General features: G+C 67.7%; 17 protein-coding genes. 6 read left to right on the top strand and 11 right to left on the bottom strand.

The genetic code is table 11. The features are described from left to right. Position 1: 1 nt before the first annotated feature. Complete coding sequence (locus AC1RUS_RS04855; protein ID WP_492913592.1) at positions 2-529, top strand: cupin domain-containing protein; 528 nt, start codon at positions 2-4, stop codon at positions 527-529. Positions 530-705: 176 nt separating this feature from the next. Here AC1RUS_RS04855 and AC1RUS_RS04850 read toward each other — a convergent pair whose 3' ends face one another. Then, a complete protein-coding gene (locus AC1RUS_RS04850) occupies positions 706-1584 on the bottom strand; it encodes a LysR family transcriptional regulator (protein WP_492913590.1) in 879 nt (292 codons plus the stop codon). Positions 1585-1714: 130 nt separating this feature from the next. Here AC1RUS_RS04850 and AC1RUS_RS04845 point away from each other — a divergent pair, with 130 nt between their 5' ends. Both AC1RUS_RS04845 and AC1RUS_RS04840 read left to right on the top strand, forming a co-directional pair. Then, positions 1715-2767 (top strand): alpha/beta hydrolase, encoded by a 1053-nt coding sequence (locus tag AC1RUS_RS04845; RefSeq protein WP_492913588.1) that lies wholly within the window; start codon positions 1715-1717, stop codon positions 2765-2767. A 43-nt stretch (positions 2768-2810) separates the two neighbouring features. Then, positions 2811-3635, top strand: a complete 825-nt coding sequence (locus AC1RUS_RS04840; protein WP_492913586.1) for an SDR family oxidoreductase — start codon at positions 2811-2813, stop codon at positions 3633-3635. A gap of 75 nt (positions 3636-3710) precedes the next feature. Here the strand turns inward: AC1RUS_RS04840 and AC1RUS_RS04835 are convergent, their stop codons facing one another. The 5 genes from AC1RUS_RS04835 to AC1RUS_RS04815 all read right to left on the bottom strand — a co-directional run bounded on the left by AC1RUS_RS04835 (position 3711) and on the right by AC1RUS_RS04815 (position 7746). Next, a complete protein-coding gene (locus tag AC1RUS_RS04835) occupies positions 3711-4520 on the bottom strand; it encodes a DODA-type extradiol aromatic ring-opening family dioxygenase (RefSeq protein ID WP_492913584.1) in 810 nt (269 codons plus the stop codon). Positions 4521-4522: 2 nt separating this feature from the next. Further along, on the bottom strand, positions 4523-4810 hold the full coding sequence (locus AC1RUS_RS04830) for a hypothetical protein (RefSeq protein WP_492913582.1): 288 nt from the start codon (positions 4808-4810) through the stop codon (positions 4523-4525). A 2-nt stretch (positions 4811-4812) separates the two neighbouring features. Further along, positions 4813-5661, bottom strand: coding sequence for an alpha/beta fold hydrolase (locus tag AC1RUS_RS04825; protein ID WP_492913580.1), 849 nt, complete (start codon positions 5659-5661; stop codon positions 4813-4815). Next, a complete protein-coding gene (locus tag AC1RUS_RS04820; RefSeq protein ID WP_492913578.1) occupies positions 5658-6824 on the bottom strand; it encodes a Rieske 2Fe-2S domain-containing protein in 1167 nt (388 codons plus the stop codon). Before AC1RUS_RS04820 ends, AC1RUS_RS04825 begins: the two co-directional genes overlap by 4 nt. Before the next feature lie 115 nt (positions 6825-6939). After that, complete coding sequence (locus AC1RUS_RS04815) at positions 6940-7746, bottom strand: 2-keto-4-pentenoate hydratase (protein WP_492913576.1); 807 nt, start codon at positions 7744-7746, stop codon at positions 6940-6942. Positions 7747-7892: 146 nt separating this feature from the next. Between AC1RUS_RS04815 and AC1RUS_RS04810 the strand changes: the two genes are divergently transcribed. Continuing rightward, the gene (locus tag AC1RUS_RS04810; protein WP_492913574.1) at positions 7893-8894 is read left to right on the top strand and encodes an FAD-binding oxidoreductase; all 1002 of its coding nucleotides are present in this window, start codon (positions 7893-7895) and stop codon (positions 8892-8894) included. On the opposite strand, the gene AC1RUS_RS04805 is transcribed toward AC1RUS_RS04810, so the two are convergent. Further along, positions 8876-9853 (bottom strand): asparaginase, encoded by a 978-nt coding sequence (locus AC1RUS_RS04805; protein ID WP_492913572.1) that lies wholly within the window; start codon positions 9851-9853, stop codon positions 8876-8878. The genes AC1RUS_RS04810 and AC1RUS_RS04805 overlap by 19 nt on opposite strands. 134 nt (positions 9854-9987) lie before the next feature. Here AC1RUS_RS04805 and AC1RUS_RS04800 point away from each other — a divergent pair, with 134 nt between their 5' ends. After that, positions 9988-10305, top strand: coding sequence for a non-heme iron oxygenase ferredoxin subunit (locus AC1RUS_RS04800; RefSeq protein ID WP_492913570.1), 318 nt, complete (start codon positions 9988-9990; stop codon positions 10303-10305). 123 nt (positions 10306-10428) lie between these two features. On the opposite strand, the gene AC1RUS_RS04795 is transcribed toward AC1RUS_RS04800, so the two are convergent. Next, on the bottom strand, positions 10429-12219 hold the full coding sequence (locus tag AC1RUS_RS04795) for a gamma-glutamyltransferase family protein (RefSeq protein ID WP_492913568.1): 1791 nt from the start codon (positions 12217-12219) through the stop codon (positions 10429-10431). A gap of 188 nt (positions 12220-12407) precedes the next feature. Here AC1RUS_RS04795 and AC1RUS_RS04790 point away from each other — a divergent pair, with 188 nt between their 5' ends. Then, positions 12408-13391 (top strand): bile acid:sodium symporter family protein, encoded by a 984-nt coding sequence (locus tag AC1RUS_RS04790; protein ID WP_492913566.1) that lies wholly within the window; start codon positions 12408-12410, stop codon positions 13389-13391. Positions 13392-13633: 242 nt separating this feature from the next. Here the strand turns inward: AC1RUS_RS04790 and AC1RUS_RS04785 are convergent, their stop codons facing one another. Genes AC1RUS_RS04785 through AC1RUS_RS04775 form a run of 3 tightly spaced genes read right to left on the bottom strand, consistent with a single transcriptional unit; the run spans position 13634 to position 16930 of the window. After that, positions 13634-14407 carry an alpha/beta fold hydrolase gene (locus tag AC1RUS_RS04785; RefSeq protein ID WP_492913564.1) on the bottom strand — a complete coding sequence of 258 codons (774 nt, stop codon included), beginning with the start codon at positions 14405-14407 and terminating at the stop codon, positions 13634-13636. A gap of 11 nt (positions 14408-14418) precedes the next feature. Next, positions 14419-15543 (bottom strand): LLM class flavin-dependent oxidoreductase, encoded by a 1125-nt coding sequence (locus AC1RUS_RS04780; protein WP_492913562.1) that lies wholly within the window; start codon positions 15541-15543, stop codon positions 14419-14421. 37 nt (positions 15544-15580) lie between these two features. Beyond that, positions 15581-16930, bottom strand: coding sequence for an MFS transporter (locus tag AC1RUS_RS04775; protein ID WP_492913560.1), 1350 nt, complete (start codon positions 16928-16930; stop codon positions 15581-15583). Positions 16931-17277: the final 347 nt, after the last annotated feature.

The following is a 17277-nucleotide window of genomic DNA, read 5'->3' as shown; positions in this document are numbered from 1 at the left end:
CATGGCCGTAGCCCGCCACCCCCGCCTGCCCGCCCTCGTCGACGCCTCGCTCGAGGACATCATGGACCGCTATGTCGCGCGGTTCGACGACCGCACCCCCGACTGGAACGCCTTCTCGGACGCCAATATCGAGGGCTATCGCCGCGCCCAGCACCGCTTCATCGGGGCCGGCGCCTCAGGCAAGCACGACGCGGCGGGCATCATCCCGGCCGAGAACTTCACCCTGTCGATCATGCTGGTCCCCCCCGGCCAGGGCAACGCGCCCCACACCCACGAGGTCGAGGAGGTGTTCTTCATCCTCAAGGGCCGCTGCGTGGTGTTCATCGACGACGAGGACGGCCGCCGCCTCTCCAAGGAACTCGGCCCGTGGGAATGCATCTCCTGTCCGGCCGGCGTGATCCACGGCTATGTCAATGAGACGGACGAGGACGTCTATCTGCAGGTGGTCCTCGGCCGCGGCCGGCCGGAGGTGGCGGGGTTCGCGGATCAGAAGTTGTTCGAGAACCGGGATGGGCATTTGAAGGGGTAGAAATCTGTCATCCCAGGCGAAGCGCAGCGAAGACCCGGGACCACAAGAGGCTCAGAATATCCGGCGGTCCCGGATCGGCGCGCTGCGCGCTTGTCCGGATGACAGGCAAAAGGAAGGCGCCGACTTGGGGGTCAGCGCCTTTTATCTGCGCCCTGCGCGGACGAGCGCGTCGTGGACTAATGGCGATAGCGCAGCGCTTCCACGAGCAGCGTGAACGCGCGCCCCGGCTGACGCCGCTTGGGATAATAAAGATGATAGCCGGGCGATGCTGGCGTCCAGTCGGCAAGCACACGGATCATCCGCCCCTCCGCGATGGCGGCTTCGACAAAATCCTCCGGCAGATAGGCCAACCCAAGGCCGGACAAGGCGGCCTCACGGCTCATCATGATCGTGTTGAACGCCAACGGCCCGTCGGCCCGAACCTTCAGGTCGCGCCCGTCCTTCGTGAAGGGCCACGACCATAGGCCGCCTGACGAAGGCAGACGCAGATTGATGCAGGCGTGGTCAGTCAGGTCATGCGGGGTCCGTGGCCGACCACGACGTTCGAAGTACGAAGGCGATCCGACGACGGCCATCTGAAAGTCCGGGCCGATCGGCACGGCGACCATGTCCTGATCCACCTGCTCACCCAGGCGAACACCGGCGTCGAAACGCTCGGCCACGATGTCGACCAGACGATAATCGTCGATGACTTCCACCCGGAGGTCGGGATAGTCCGGCAGCAGCCTGGCCAAGGTGGGCGCCAGGATCGTGATCGACGCATGTTCGACAGAGGTGATGCGGAAGCTTCCAGCGGGCGTGCCCCGCAGATCACTCAGCGAGGCCAGGCTGGCGTCCAGGCTCTGGAGCGCGGGCGATAAGGTCTGCAACAGGCGCTCGCCAGCTTCGGTCGGTGCGACGCTGCGAGTCGTGCGGGTCAGCAGCGGCAGACCCAGGCCGGCCTCCAGACGGCGAACGATCTGGCTTAGCGCCGATTGCGACATACCCAGTTTCGCCGCCGCTCGCGTGAAGCTGCGCTCCTCGGCGACCGCCACGAAGGCGGTCAGATCAGCCATCTCCTCGCGCTTCATTTATCACCTCAGCTTCTAAGCTCATGCGGAACTCAGCGTCTAATCTCTAGGCCTCGTCAGCGCTAGGGTCCTTTCAAGGCGGCGAATGAGCCCCCGGCGACGAAGGCGAGTGATGATGCGTATGGAAAAGACGGACCTCTCCGCGATCGGCCTGCCGCGCCGGCGCATGCTGGCGGCGGTATCGCTGGTCGCCGCCTCGGCCGCCTTGCCGAGCCTGGCCAGCGCCGCCGGTCTTCAGTCGAACCCAGACACGGCGGGAAGCCCAAACATGAGACGTGTCGCGTTTCCCAACAACGCCATCACCATGGCGGGCAATCTTCACCTGCCGAAAGGCTTCAGCGAGGACGGCAAGTACGCGGCCATCGTTTCGGTCCACCCCGGCGGCGGGGTGAAGGAGCAAACCGCGGGCCTGTACGCTCGGAAGCTGGCCGAACAGGGCTTCGTCGTGCTGGCGTTCGACGCCTCGCACCAGGGCGCCAGCGGCGGCGCGCCTCGCTTCCTGGACGATCCGATGAAGCGGGTCGGCGACATCTACAGCGCGGTCGATTACCTCGTCACGCTGCCTTACATCGACAGCGCCCGCATCGGCGTGCTCGGCGTTTGCGCAGGCAGCGGCCACGCCATCAAGGCCACGACGACGGATCGGCGGATCAAGGCCGTGGCGACCGTCAGCGCCGTGGATGTGGGTGCGGCGTCGCGCAAGGGCTGGGACGGCAAAGCCTCCGAAGCCGAGCAGATCGCAACCCTCGACGCCGTCGCCAGACAGCGCTCCGCCGAGGCGGCCGGCGCCGCGCCGATCTATGCGCCCTATGTCCCCAATGTTGGCGACAAGACCGCCCCGCTCGATCTGCAGGAGGCGGCCGACTACTATCTGACGCCGCGCGGTCAGCATCCGAACGCGCCCAACAAGATGCTGCTGACCAGCGCCAGCTACATGATCTCCTACACCGGGTTCGACCGGGTCGAGACCTTCCTGACACAGCCGGTGATGATCATCGCGGGCAGCAAGGCCGGCTCGCTGTGGCACAGCCAGGAGCTGCACGCCAAGGCGCCCGGGCCGAAGGAACTCTTTATCGTCGAGGGGGCCACCCACATGGACCTCTATGATGGCGACGGCGCTGTCACGGCCATGGCCAAGCTGGCCCCTTTCTTCACCCGCTACCTCTGACCCCTCCCCAGACGTGAGACTGATGATGAGCAAGATTTGGTTCGTGACCGGCGCTGGCCGAGGACTGGGCGTCGATATCGCACGCAAGGCGCTGGCGGCGGGGCACTGCGTTGTCGCGACGGGCCGCGACCCTGACGCCGTCCTGAAGGCGATCGGCGAGCACGAAAACCTGCTGACGGTCGCTCTGGACATCACCCTTCCGGAGACTGCGGTCGCCGCTGCTCAAGCCGCCGTGCAGCGCTTCGGCCGCATCGACGTGCTGGTCAACAATGCCGGCAACTTCTACGCGGGCTATTTCGAGACGATCAGCGCCGACGATTTCCGGGCGCAGATGGAGACCAATTTCTTCGGCCCCCTGAACGTCACGCGGGCAGTCCTGCCGATCATGCGGGCCCAGCGCGCCGGCCAGATCATCACGGTCAGTTCGCTCGCCGGCCTGATCGGTCAGGAATTCGTCGTCGCCTATGCCGCTTCCAAGTTCGCGCTCGAGGGATGGATGGAGTCGCTTCGGTTCGACGTAGCCCCCTTCGGCATCCAGACCATGCTGGTCGAACCCGGCTTCTTCCGCACCGAGTTGCTGGTCGAGGGCGCTTCGACGATCTGGCCGAAGTTGAGGGTCGAAGACTATGCGCAGCGCACCGACCAGACGGTCGCGGCCTGGTCGGGCATGAACGGGCTGCAAGGCGGCGACCCCGCCAAGCTCGCCGCCGCCATGGTGACCTTGTCAGACGCCGACGAACTCCCGCTGCGCTTCATCGCGGGCGCGGACGCCATGGCCGCTGTAGAGGCCAATCTCCAAACCATCCAGGCTCAGATCGACGCGCACCGCGACCTGTCCGCATCGCTCGTCATCGACCCGAGCCAGTAACAATCGTTCGTCCATGATGGAGAGGCGGTCTTCAAGGTGAGGGCCGTTTCGACCGACTACCGCGCAGCGTTGACCTCAAACCGCCAACGCCACCCCGCCCATGCCGCTCGCCCACGACGGCAGCGACTCGTAATAAATCACCTCCCCCCGCGCCCCCGGAACCGCGCCGGCCATGGCGATCCACGCGGCCACTTCCAGGCCGCCGTTGCCGGCCGCTTCAAGGATCTCGGCGTTGGTGAGGTGGGTCAGTTCCTCGCCGTGGCCGCTGACCAGCGTGCCCATGAACCAGCGGTCCCAGGGCTCGTTGACGCGGCCCTCTTGCGGCACGGCCAGCCAGTGGGACAGTCCGCCGCCGGCCAGCAGCACGACGCGCTCGTCGGCGGGACGCGACTGCTCGACGAAGCGCTTGAGCAAGGCGCCCGCCGTCCAGCACTGGTCGGGCGACGGCGAGGGATCCAGCACCGAATTGACGTAGAACAGCGCCGTCGGCAGCACCCGGTCGGGGTCGCAGATGGCGTGCGGGATCATCACGCCGTGGTCGGGCCGCACGCCGCTCAGCGCGCTGACGCCAAAGCCGTGCTCGGCGAAGAAGGCCGCGAGATCCAGGGTGAAGTCCGGCGCGCCCTGGATCGGGTCGGTGGGCAGGCCCATGTCGCCATAGGGCGTCATGACCGCGTCGGTGGCCACGGCGAACGGCGCGGGAATGTCGACGTGGAAGTTGTTGAGGTGGTCGCTGGTCAGCACCACCACGACGTCGGGTTTCAGCGCCCTCAGGCGAGCGCCGATCTCGCGCATGCCCTGGAAGACGCGCTCGGCCTGATCCTCGACACCGTCGGGGGCGCCCAGAACGTGCGATGTGGCGAAGGCGCCGACGATCTTGCCCACGTCTATCTCCGGTCGAAATAATAGCTGATCGAGAAGCCCTTGATGGTGATCCGGCCCGACCAGATCAGCCACTTCATGATCAGGTTCGGGTGAATGCCCAGGGCGTGGAGGTCGTCACGGTAGCCGGCGTGCAGCACCGGCCGCACCTCGGCGGGAACGCCGAAGCAATCGAACAGCGCCTCGTCGTCCTCCTTCACCAGACGCCGGTCGGCCGGCGCCTGGATCAGGTGGTGGATCATGGCGTGGACGCCCGGCGGCGGCCCGACCTTGGACGAGTCCGGCGCGCCCACGGTCAGGCCTTGGTGCGGGTCAGGAAGCCCTCGACGGCCGCGCAGAAGTCATCCTTCCGCTCGATCATCGCCCAGTGCCCGCAATGGGGGACGATATAACCCCAGCTGTTCTCCAGCAGCTCCAGGAAGCGATAGGCGCGCGGCAGGATCGAGACCCCGTCCTTCTTGCCATTGACCACCAGCACCGGGTGCTTGATCTGGCGGATCGCGTCCTCGGGATAGTTCAGGGTGCCCGTCTTGGTCAGGGCGTTGATGGCCTGCAGCGCCGCCTTGATCTCCGGGTCTTCGCAGAGGTCGTAGCGGTACTGGATCATGGCGTCGGACGGCTTGAAGTCCGGTCCGGTAAGGCCGCCGACCACGCGGCGCATGCCCTCGACCGTGAAGTCGTATTGCAGGTTGTGCAGCAGATGGGCCGAGGGCCGCTCGGGGATCGGCAGACCAGCGCTGCCCATCAGCACCAGCTGGCCGACCAGATGCGGCTTGTCGATCGCCACGCCGATTGAGGCCGCGCCGCCCATCGAGTTGCCGACCAGGCCCACGCCCGACAGGCCCATGGCCTCCAGGAAGTCGGCCAGGTGCTTGTTGCGGCCCGGCTGGTCGTAGCGATAGACGTCCGGCGAAGGCTTGTCGGTGTAGCCGAAGCCGATCATGTCGGGCGCGATCACCCGATACGACTTGGCGAACACCTGGATGCAGTCGAGCCAGTTGCCATAGGCGTCGGCGCCCGCGCCGCCGCCGTGGACCAGGACCAGGGGCTCGCCCTGCCCCTTCTCCAGATAGTGGGTGCGCACGCCGGCCGCGTCGATGAAGTTGGACGTGACGCCCGTGCCGGTCAGGTCGGGAACGTTCATCGCAGGTGCTCCGGCGTCTGGATGCCTCGGTTGCAGCGGCTGGCCAGGCGGCGCCAGGCCAGCAGGGTGACGTCGGGCTCGCACAGCATCTCGTCGACCCAGCCGTAGTCGTCCTTGTAGAAGGGCTCGGTGACCTCGCGGGCCCAGATGTCGTCGGCGTTGAAGCCGTCCAGGCCGTGCGGCTTCCAGATGGTCTCGAAGTCGTTGGCGAACTTCATCCGCTCCTCGTCATTGCTGACGTGGCCGCCGATGGTCTGGAAGTAGATGTGGCTCTCGCCGTCGATCGGCACGTACCACTCGTATTGGTCCATGCCCTTGTTGGGGAACGAGTCGACCTTCAGCACGCCAGGCAGCCAGCACGACGTCTTCATCGCCGCCGAGGTGCCCTGGACGGTCGCCGTGCGGGGGCCGGTGACGACCACCTCGCCGTCGATGGTGCCTTCCCACATCGGCTTGTGCAGGGCGAAGTCGTCGATGACGCCCTTGGGGCCGTCCGGCTCCTCCACCGTCACCACGGCGCCCGGCAGCGGGGTGTGGCCGATCGGGAAGTTGAAGGTGCGGTAGTGGCGGAGCGTGGTGTCCTTGTGGATGAAGATGTGCAGGGCGTCGAAGCCGTTCTCGGCCCCCAGGCGCCAGTTGGAGTTCACCACCCGGTGCTTGCCCAGCACCATGACGTTGTCGTCCAGGAAACCCGGCGGCACGTCGTGCGCCAGGGGCGGCGGCGGGCCGTCCTCGGTGTCGCCGATGAACACGAAGATCACGCCCTTGGCCTCTTCGACCGGGAAGGTGACGATCTTGCGCCGGCCAATCAAGCGACTGTCGGGCACGGCCAGGATGTTGACCAGCTCGCCCGTCTGCACCCGGTAGGTGTAGCCGTGATACCAGCAGGTGATGGTGTCCTTGGTGTAGCAGTCCAGCTTCTTGGACAGCGGCACGCCGCGGTGCAGGCAGCGGTCGCGGATGGCCCAGACCTTGCCGTCGATGCGCTTGAGGATCAGCGCCTCGCCCAGCATCTTGACGGTGATGGCCTCGCCCTCGGCGATCTCCTTGGAAAAGCGAACCGGGTACCAGTGGTTACGAAAGCCGAGCTTGGCCTCCACATAGCCCTTCCAGTCGCCGACCGCGTTGGCGACCTCGGGATTGACGAAATGCTGCTCGCTCATGCTGCCCTTACTCGGTAGGTCGATGGGGCGAACCCATCTTTGTATGACGATATGACGTTATTAGCTTGAACCGCACGGAGGCAATCGGCGCGACCGGCTGCCGGGTCCGCGACGGTCAGGCGCCCAGGTTTGAGGCGCCCTGACCAAATCCGAGGCTGACCGATCCCAGACCATCGATGACGGCCTCGACCTGGTCGCCGGGCTGGACCGCCGCCATCGGACCCAGGGCGCCGGTCAGGATCAGCTCGCCGGCCCGCAGCGGATAGCCCAGCGCGGCGCAGCGCCGGGCCAGCCAGACAGCGGCGTTCAGCGGGTGGCCCAGGCAGTCGCTGCCCTTGCCGCGCGAGACGATCTGGCCGTTGACCGACAAGGTCATGGCGCAGTCGACCAGGTCCAGCCCGTCGGGCCGCCGGGCCGGACCGCCCAGCACCACCAGGCCGGACGAGGCGTTGTCGGCCACGGTGTCGACGATGTTGATCTTCCAGTCGGCGATCCGGCTGCTGACGATCTCGATGGCGGGCGTCACGCTGGCCGTGGCGGCGAGAATCCCGGCGGCGTCGACCTGGGGGTCGTCGATGTCATGGGCCAGGATCAGGGCGATCTCGGCCTCGACCTTGGGCTGCTGCAGACGCTCATAGGGCAGGACAGCGCCGGTCTCGAACACCATGTCGGCGAACAGGTGACCGAAGTCCGGCTCGCCCACGCCCAGCTGGCGCTGCACAGCTTCCGAGGTCAGGCCGATCTTGCGCCCCGCCATCCGCCGGCCCGCCGTGCGCCAGCGGCGCACCTGGGCCATCTGCACCGCATAGGCGGACTCGACATCGCCCACCGCGAAAGCCGGGCTGACGGGAGGCAACAACGCTCCCTCATAGGCGCCCAGCAGTCTTTCCGCCGTTTCTTCGATCAGTGCGTCGGCCGCCATGCGCGATCCCCGGAATTTGTTTGAATTGTTGTATGACGAACTGGCAATCAGACCTAGCAGCGCGCCAGATCGGCGCCAATCCTTGTTTGCGCAATTTTTTGTATTATTGTCATACAAGATTTCAGCGCAATTCGGATTCCCCGGCCATGCACTCCGCCCACTTCAGGTTCGCCGACGGCAAGGCCCTGACCCTGCCCGTCGCCCCGGGACAGACCGTGCTGGAAGCGGCCATGGAGATCGACGCGCCGCTGCGCTACGACTGCGCCTCGGGCTCCTGCGGGGCCTGCGTGGCCCAGCTCTGCGCGGGCGAGACGCAGTTCGACGCCGACGGCCCCTCGCCCCTGTCGAAGGCCGAGGCCGCCGCCGGCCTGCGCCCCACCTGCATGACCCGCCTGAACGGCGACGCGACGTTCGACCTGCCCTACGCCCTGGAGCCCCTGCCCTCAGCGCCGTCGCGGCGGTCGGCGCGGGTTGTCAGCGTCGATCGCGCCGCGGCCAACGTCCACCGCCTGGTGCTGCGACTGGAGGGCGACGACGATTTCGCGTTCCAGAGCGGACAATATGTGCGCATGCGGCCGCCGGGCGCGAAGCAGGCGCGGGCCTATTCGATCGCCTCGGCCCCGGCCCATACCGGCCAGCTGGAATTCCTGATCCGCCACGTGCCCGACGGCATGATGTCCACCTGGCTGGCGACCAGCGCCAAGGCGGGCGACAAGGTGGCGCTGCAAGGCCCGCTGGGCGCCTTCGCCCACGATCCGCGCGCGACGCGGCACGTGTTCCTGGCTGGCGGCACGGGCCTGGCGCCGGCGGTGTCGATCCTGCGCGCGCTGGGCCCCGACTCGGGCCCGGCCCTGCTGTGCTTCGGCTGCGCCACGCCCGAGGACCTGTTCTACGAAGCCGAACTGGCCGAGTTGGCGACCTTCAATCTTGACCTGGAGGTCCGGCTGGCGGTGATGGGCGGCGAGCCCGGCGACCGCGCGAAGATCGGCACGGCCCTGTCGCTGCTCGATCCCAAGGACCTGTCGCCCGACACCGCCTATTACCTGTGCGGCCCGCCGCAGATGATCGAGGCCAGCCAGGCCTGGCTCACGGCCCAAGGCGTCGCCCACGGCGCCATCCGCTGCGAGCGCTACATCCCTGGCGGCTGATCGATCCAGGCCCGGAAGGCTTTTGCGGCTGCCTCGCCCGAGTTGTGCTCGGCCAACAGCAGCGAAAGCAGGATCCGCGACTGGCTGGCGCCCAGCTTGCCGCCGAAGATCGCGCCGGCCCGCTCCAGGGCCAGGCCGGTGGCGTAGTCGGGCGCGCTCGAACCCTCCTGGCAGCGCGAGGCGATCACCACCACCAGCCCCGCCGCGATCGCCGCCTTCACGGCCTGCAGCACCGCCGGGCCGACATTGCCGCGTCCCAGCGCGCACAGCACCAGGCCGCGCAGCCCCATGGCGGCGGCGGCGTGGATCAGGGCTCCGTTCGCGCCGGCGCCCAGGCCGATCAGCTCCACGCCGCCGACCGGCGCGCGCAACGGCAGCGGCTGAAACGCAGGGCCGGCCGGCGGCGCGGTCACCGCCCAGCCGCGCACGCGCCCCTCCCCGCCGTCGCGCGCGCGAAAGGCCCGCGCCTCGCTGGTGTGGACCTTGGCGGCCTGCCAGGCCGGGATCAGCCGCCCGGCGAAGGCGATCACCACGCCGGCGCGCGCCAAGGCCGGCGAGGCGGCCGCAACGACGGCGTCGTGCAGGTTGCGCGGCCCGTCGAAGCGCGACTGGCTGGCCGCTCGCTGCGCGCCGGTGAACACCACGGGCTTGCCGCGCGCCAGCGTCAGGTCGGCGAAGAAGGCCGTCTCCTCCATGATGTCCGTCCCATGGGCGACGACGACGCCGTCGACCTCGGGATCGGCCATGCCCTCGGCCGCCGCCTCGACGATCCGGGCCATGTCGGCAAAGCTCATCTCCTCGCTGAGGCCGCTATAGACCTGACGGACGCGCACCTCCCACACGCCACGCGGCGCCATGCTCGCCAGCCGCTCGGTCGCCTGGCCGGCCGTCAGAGCCCCGCCGTCGCCGAGCTCTGAGCTGATCGTTCCACCCGCATCGAGCAGCAAGATGTGGCCCATGCCCAAACTCCAGTCAGCGACCGACAAAACGCGATCCGATTCCGACGTCGCTTGCCGGAATTTCTGTATGACAATATGACATAAATCAGCGTCCGTCGCGACGCTTCGCCAATGACAGGGACCTTCGCCAGACCATGCCTTCCGACGCCGCCATCCGCCTTTGCGCCGCCGACGACCTCGCCGACGGCGACCTGAAGCGCTTCGAGATCGACGGCCTCGATCCGGTCCTGCTGTGCAAGGTCGACGGGGAATTCCACGCTGTCGACGATGAGTGCACCCACGCCATCGCCTCGCTGTCGGAAGGTCGGCTGGAGGGCGACGTGATCTTCTGCCCGCTGCACGGCGGCAGCTTCAACGTCCGCTCGGGCAAGGCCTGCACCCTGCCCTGCAAGCAAAAGCTGAGGACCTATCCCGTCGAGATCGCCGACGGCGGGGTGTGGATCAGCGCTTAGGGCGCCACGAAAACCTCGTCCTTCGACAAGCTCAGGATGAGGTTTTCGAATGCGACGCCAGCAATGGTCCTCATCCTGAGCCTGTCGAAGGACGAGGACCACGCACAGGGCTGAACGCTTGCCCTACCGCCCCACCGCATAGGCCTGCATCAGCCGGGGCGTTGCCGCCGCGCTGAGCAGGCCGTCGGCCCGCCGCTCGGCCGCCGTCAGACGGCCCGCCGACCAGGTTGGAGCGACCTGCAGGTCGTGCCCTCGGGCGCACAGGTCGGCGATCACCGCCTCGCCCACGCTCTCCTCGATCACCGATACGCCGGGCAAGGCCTCGCGGGGATAGAATGACGACGGGAAGTGGACGGTGTGGAACAGCGGCAGGTCGATGGCCTCCTGCAGGCCTAGGCCGTGATGGATCCGGCGCAGCAGCAAGGCCAGCTGCCACTGGTCCTGCTGGTCGCCGCCGGGCGTGCCGCAGATCAGGGCCGGCCGGCCTTCGTGCAGGGCGAGCGTGGGCGTCAGGGTGGTGCGCGGACGCTTGCCCGGCGCGAGGGAGGATGGCAGGCCGGGCTCCAGCCAGAACATCTGCGCCCGGGTGTTGAGCGCGAAGCCCAACTCCGGAATGGTCGGCGACGACTGCGGCCAGCCGCCCGACGGCGTGGCCGAGACCATGTTGCCCCAGCGGTCGATGACATCGAGATGCACCGTGTCGCCCGGCTTCAGGGTCGGCTTCAAGTGCGACATGGTCGGCTCGCCGATGCCCAGCCCGCCAGCGGTGTCGCTGGCCGGACGAACCATGCCCAACGCGCGCGCCACCTGGTCCTCGAAACCCGGCAGGACGCCCGGGCGGATCTCGTCGGAAGACCGCTCGCCGATCAGCTTCCGGCGCTCGACGGCGTAGGCCTCGCTGAGCAGCGTGTCCAGCGGCACGTCGACGAAATCGGGGTCGCCGTAGTAGGCCTCGCGGTCGGCGAAGGCGAGCTTGGCGGCCTCGATCACGACGTGGGCGAAGTCCGCGCCGTTCGGATCCATGGCCGCGAGATCAAAGCCCTTCAGCAGCGACAGGGCCTGAAGCAGCACCGGCCCCTGCCCCCAGGCTTGCGTCTTGCAGATCGTCCAGCCGTGATAGTCGAAGGTGGTCGGCGCCTCGTACTTCGGCCGCCAACCGGCGATGTCGTCGGCGGTCAGCAGGCCGCGATGGCGGCGGCCGCTGGAGTCCATCAGCGGCTCGGCGCGGCAGAACCGGTCGATGGCCTCGGCCACGAAGCCCTCGTACCAAGCCGATAGGGCGCGCTCGATCTGCTGTTCGCGCGCCCCCTCGCCGGCCTCGTCGAGGATCCGCCGCCAAGTCGCCGCCAGGGTGGGATTGCAAAATAGCGACTGCGGCGCGGGCGCCTCGCCATGGGGCAGCCAGACGGCCGCCGAGGTCGGCCACTCGGTGTTGAAAGTGTCCTTCAGCTCGGCCAGGGCGCGCGATACGCCGGGCAGCACAGGATGGCCGTGCTCGGCATAGCCCAGGGCCGGCTCCAGCACATCGGCCAGACGCAGACGGCCATGGTCGCGCACCAGGGTCAGCCAGGCGCCGAAGGAGCCGGGCGTAACGGCCGCCAGCAGGCCCGAGCCCGGCACCGCGTCCAGGCCCAGGGCCTTGAACGCCTCGATCGTCGCGCCGGCCGGCGCATTGCCCTGGCCGCACAGCACCTCGACCCGACCCGTTTCGACCGAATGGAAGATGATCGGCACCTCGCCGGCCGGCCCGCACAGGTGCGGCTCGACGACCTGCAGGGCGAAGCCCACGGCGGCGGCGGCGTCGAAGGCGTTGCCGCCCTTTTCCAGCACCGACATGCCCACCGAGGAGGCGATCCAGTGGGTCGAGGCGACCACGCCGAACGTGCCTCGAATTTCCGGACGGGTGGTGAACATCGGGGCGCGCCTTCAAGCCTTGGAACGACCCGAGCTAGGCCCGGTCGAAAGGCGATCGTCAATATGATTGTATGACAAGAATCACGCGCCGGACGATTGACCCTCGTCGTGCGGATCGTATGACAAGGCTGCACAATTCATCACCGCCCGCGCGCCCGTGGCGACCGGCGGCAAGCCCGGAGCGGCCCTTGTCCAAAGCCCTGTCCTCCCTCGCCCGGCTGCGGCCGGACACCTTCACCCAGTGCCTGGTCGGCACGGTGATCCTGGCCTCGCTGCTGCCCTGTCAGGGCCTGGCGGCCAAGGTCATGGACGGCGTCACCGACATCGCCATCGCCCTGCTGTTCTTCCTGCATGGCGCCAAGCTGTCGCGCGAGGCGGTGCTGGCCGGGATCGGCCATTGGCGGCTGCACCTGATGGTGCTGGCCTCGACCTTCGTGCTGTTCCCGCTGATCGGCCTGACGTTCCGGATCGTTCCCGCCGGCCTGCTGAACCCGACCATCGCGGCGGGCCTGCTCTATCTGTGCATCCTGCCCTCGACGGTGCAGTCGTCGATCGCCTTCACCGCCATCGCGCGCGGCAATGTGCCGGCGGCGATCTGCGGGGCGTCGCTGTCGAACATCGTCGGCGTGGCTCTGACGCCGGTGCTGGCCGCCGTGCTGCTGGGCGCCAAGGGCCAGGGCGGCGACATGCTGGGCGCGGTGTGGTCGATCCTGCTGCAGCTGCTGGCGCCGTTCGTGGCCGGCCACCTGCTGCGCCCGTGGATCGGCGGCTTCGTCGACCGCCACAAGAAGGTGCTGACCCTCGTCGATCGCGGCTCGATCCTGCTGGTGGTCTACACCGCCTTCAGCGCCGCCGTGGTCGAGGGGCTGTGGCGCAAGATGGGGGCCGGCGACCTGACGACGATCCTGGTGCTGGACGCCGCGATCCTGGCCGTCGCCCTGCTGGCCACCAACCTGATCGCCCGCCGAGCGGGCCTGTCGAAGGCCGACGAGATCACCCTGGTGTTCTGCGGATCGAAGAAGAGCCTGGCCTCGGGCGTGCCGATGGCGGGTCTGCTGTTCCCGACCGCCGTGGTTGGGCCGATGATCGTGCCGCTGATGCTGTTCCACCAGATGCAGCTGATGGTCTGCGCGGTGCTGGCGCGGCGCTATGCGGCGCGGGCGGAGGACTAGCGTCGGCCACGCACAAATTTCAATAAGATCAGAGCCATAACACTTGTCATCCCGGAAGCCTCGCAGAGGCTATCCGGGACCCAGGACCGCCGCAGCGCGGTTGCCCCTGGGTCCCGGCTCTCCGCTGCGCTGCGGCCGGGATGACAAGCTTAAAGGCTTCGCCTGATTGAGTAAGACTCGAAGACAAACGAAAAACGGCGCGGCCCGCGAAGGCCGCGCCGTCTTTGCAGGACCATCGGAGATCAGGCGTATTCGCGCGAGGCGACGATGAACGCCGGACCCTTCTCGAGGAAGTGCCGGATCAGCCGCAGGCAGGCCGCCGGCTGGTCGACCTGGGCCGCGTGGGCCGCGTCGTAGATGTAGCTGAGGTTCACGTGCGGCAGCTTGGACGTCAGGGCCCAGCCCGTCTCCGGCGGGATGGTGACGTCCAGCGTCCCCATCAGCACCAGGGTGTGGGCCTCGATGCCCGGCAGCGCCTCGACCAGATCCTCGTCGACGAACACGCCGTCCATATAGGTCTGGAAAGCCTGGCCGTTGACGATCGCCGTCTCGCGGGTGGGCGCGAAGGCGGCGGCCTTTTCCGGATAGGCGAACAGGTTGGCGCGGGCGGCCTCGGGCGTCAGGCTGGAGGCGTCCATGCCGAAACGCAGGCCGGCCGGAGCCTCCAGCACCAGGCGGCCGACGCCCTTGGGATGCTTGACGGCCATCCACAGCGCGATCCAGCCGCCGAACGAGGCGCCCATCACGTCGGGGGCCTCGCCGATCACCAGGGCCGCGAACTCGGCGGCCAGGTGGGCCAGTTCGACGACGGTGTTGACGCCGTCATGGCGCGGCGTTCCGTCGAAGCCCGGCAGGATGGGCACATAGACCTTGCGGTACTTGGCCAGCCCCTGGACCACCTCGGTCAGCAGCGCGCCGCCGGCCGGGTGCAGGTACAGCAAGGGCTCGCCCTCGCCGGCGACGAGATAGGACAGCTCGCCCGTGTAGAGCGTGACTTGATGACGTTCAAAGGACATCGCTGAGGCTCCTAGAGGTCGCGGACGTGCGGCAGGACGCGGTCGCGGAACAGGTCCATGCCCTTGCGCACTACGGGGATCGGCAGGTCGCCGATCTGCATGCTCATGTTCAGGCGGCCCGCGCCCAGCTCGTCGCGGAAGCGCTTGATCTGCTTCACGACCGTCTCGGGGCTGCCGCAGATGATCGAGCCGGCGTCGATCATCTCCTGGATGGTCTTCTTGGCCGCGACCTTGTCGAGGCGGCTGTCATAGCTTGCGCCGGCCTTCTGCTTGTTGAAGTAGCCGGCCTGCAGGACCAGCTTCAGCGCATCGTAGGTCGGCTTCATCAGCGTGCCGTGGAAGTAGTCCAGGGCCGAGGCGAAGACCTCGTGGGCCTCTTCGTCGGTCTCGCAGATGCAGGTGCTGGCGCCCATCATCACGTGGTCGTCGGTGGCCGTCCAACCTTTGGACAGCGCCGTCTCGCGGAAGATGTCGACGTTGTTGCGGGCCACGGCCATGTCGGAGATCAGGCCCATGGCCATGATCGCCTTGCTCTCGGCGGCGAACACCGCCGATTCCTCGTTGGAGGCCGACATCAGGATGGTCGGATAGGGCTTCTGGATCGGCTTGGGCCAGATCGACACCGACTTGAACTGGAAGAACTCGCCTTCCCAGCCGAAGGGCTCCGGCTCGGTCCAGCACTTGATGATCAGCTGGGCGGCTTCCTTCTGGCGGGCGCGGCTTTCGCCGGGGGGCGAGTTGTAGGCGATGTATTCGTGCGGCACGCCGCGCATGAAGCCGGCGATCAGGCGACCGCCGCTCATCACGTCCAGCATGGCGTATTCCTCGGCCACGCGGATGGGGTTGGACAGCGGCAACAGGTTGCCGATCATCGCCAGCTTCGAGACCTTGGTCTCGCGCGTCAGAATCGAGCCGATCAGGTTGCAGTTGGGCATCAGACCGTAGGGGCTGAAGTGATGCTCGTTGCAGCCGATCCAGTCGAAGCCGCAGGCCTCGGCGTGGACCAGGAGGTCGATATAGTCGTGATAGAGCTTCTGACCCTTGATCGGATCATAGTCCTTGTTGGGCGTCGGGTAGACGCGCGGGGGCTCGGGATAGCCGGGCCACGGCATCAGGTTGAAAAAGCCGAACTTCACGCTGGATCCTTTCCGAACGGGCGCGGGGGCGCCGTCCTCAAGACTGACTGACAGGTTGGGTTGAGACAGCGGTCATGGCGCGGCGCAGCGGCTCGCGGCCAAGAGCGAAGGCGACCGCGCCGAGGATCGCGCCGATCACGCTGACGATGGCCATGGCCTCGCCGATGCGGGTGTCGTCGTGCAGCACGTAGTCGCCGATCAGGGCGACGGCCAGGATGGTGACGGCTTGGCCGATGACGTTCTGCATCAGGATGTAGAGGGCCGAGACCTGGCCGCGCAGGCGGTTGGGCGAGATCAGCGTGGCGACCGTGCCCTGGTGCCCCACCGAGGCGCAGACCAGGAACACGCTGACCGCCAGGCCGAAGATGCTCCAGCCCGCCGTCGGGGCCAGGGTGGTCAGGGCCGAGAACGGGATCAGCAAGATCGCGCAGACCAGGCCGGTCGAGAACGCCGCCGCGGTCGCCCCCTTGGAATAGCGCCAGTCGGTCCAGGCCGCGCCGGCCAGCTGGCCCAGGCACGCGGGGCCCAGGAAGATCATCCCCAGGCTGAGGCCGATCTCCTTGGGCGACAGGTGATAGTGGCGGCCCATGAAGGCCGGGCCCCAGGCCAGGAAGCAGGCGAAGGGCACGTTGGTCATGCCGTAGCCAAAGATATAGGCGCTGACGACGCCGGCCTTGGCATTTAGGAACGGCAGGAAGCGCTCGGCCGCGCCGTTGTCGGACACGCCGCTGTCGGAGCGGCGGCGCAGCGGCTCGGGCACCAGCAGCATGGCGCCGGCCACCAGCAGGCCGGGCAGGCCCACGGCGATGAAGATGAAGCGCCAGGGCGACACCGCGCCCAGCAGGGGAAGGTCGACCGCCGCGTGCTTGTTGGCGAAGGTGATCAGCAGGCCGCCGATCAGATAGGCCAGGCCCGAGCCCAGCGAGACGCCCATCGTATAGATGGCGATCGCCCGGCCGCGCGACTTGGGCGGGAAGTAGTCGGCGATCATAGAATAGGCGCCCGGCGACAAAGCCGCCTCGCCCACGCCCACGCCCATGCGCGCCATGAACAGGTGCGCGAAATTGTTGGCCAGGCCCGAGAGCGCGGTGACCAGGCTCCACAGGGCGATGCCGGCGGCGATGACGCCCTTGCGCGACACCCGATCGACCAGCCAGCCCAGCGGCAGGCCGATGGTCGCGTAGAACATCGAGAAGGCCAGGCCGTTGACCAGGGCGATCTGCGTGTCACTAAGACCCAGCTCGGCTTTGATCGGCCCGACCAGCATCGACAGGATGATCCGGTCGATAAAGGAAAAGACATAGGCGATCAGCAGCACGGTCAGGGCGAAGTAGGCCAGGCTCCGTTTGGGCCAGTCCATGCGTGAGGTTTCGGCCTTGTCTGTCACGCGGGACCTCCTGGTTCACGACCGCTTGGCCGTGCGAGCCCACGCTGTGAAGTTCGTCTGATTGTAATACAAGATTAGAAAGACGCGACACCCTCGCGCAAGCGGTGTTGCCGCCGTTTCAAGCGCCTGCCCTCACGAAGGCACAGCAATTGGGCGCCGCCCGAAAATCGCTTGAGACAGATCAACGCATTTTGGCGAGGCGTTGGCGGTTCAGGCCTCGCGGCGCGTCACCCGGAACGACGGCGAGACGCGATCGGCGCCCACGCCGCGAGCAAAAAGAGGCCTGCTGCGCTCACGGTTTCGGCGTCGGGACGAAAATCGCGGACCGCGATGTTGTAAGTTTGTCA

The organism is Caulobacter sp. GW821-FHT10F06, assembly GCF_058809215.1.
The sequence above is the reverse complement of the archived record's forward strand: the minus strand, read 5'-3'. Positions and strand labels throughout refer to the sequence as shown.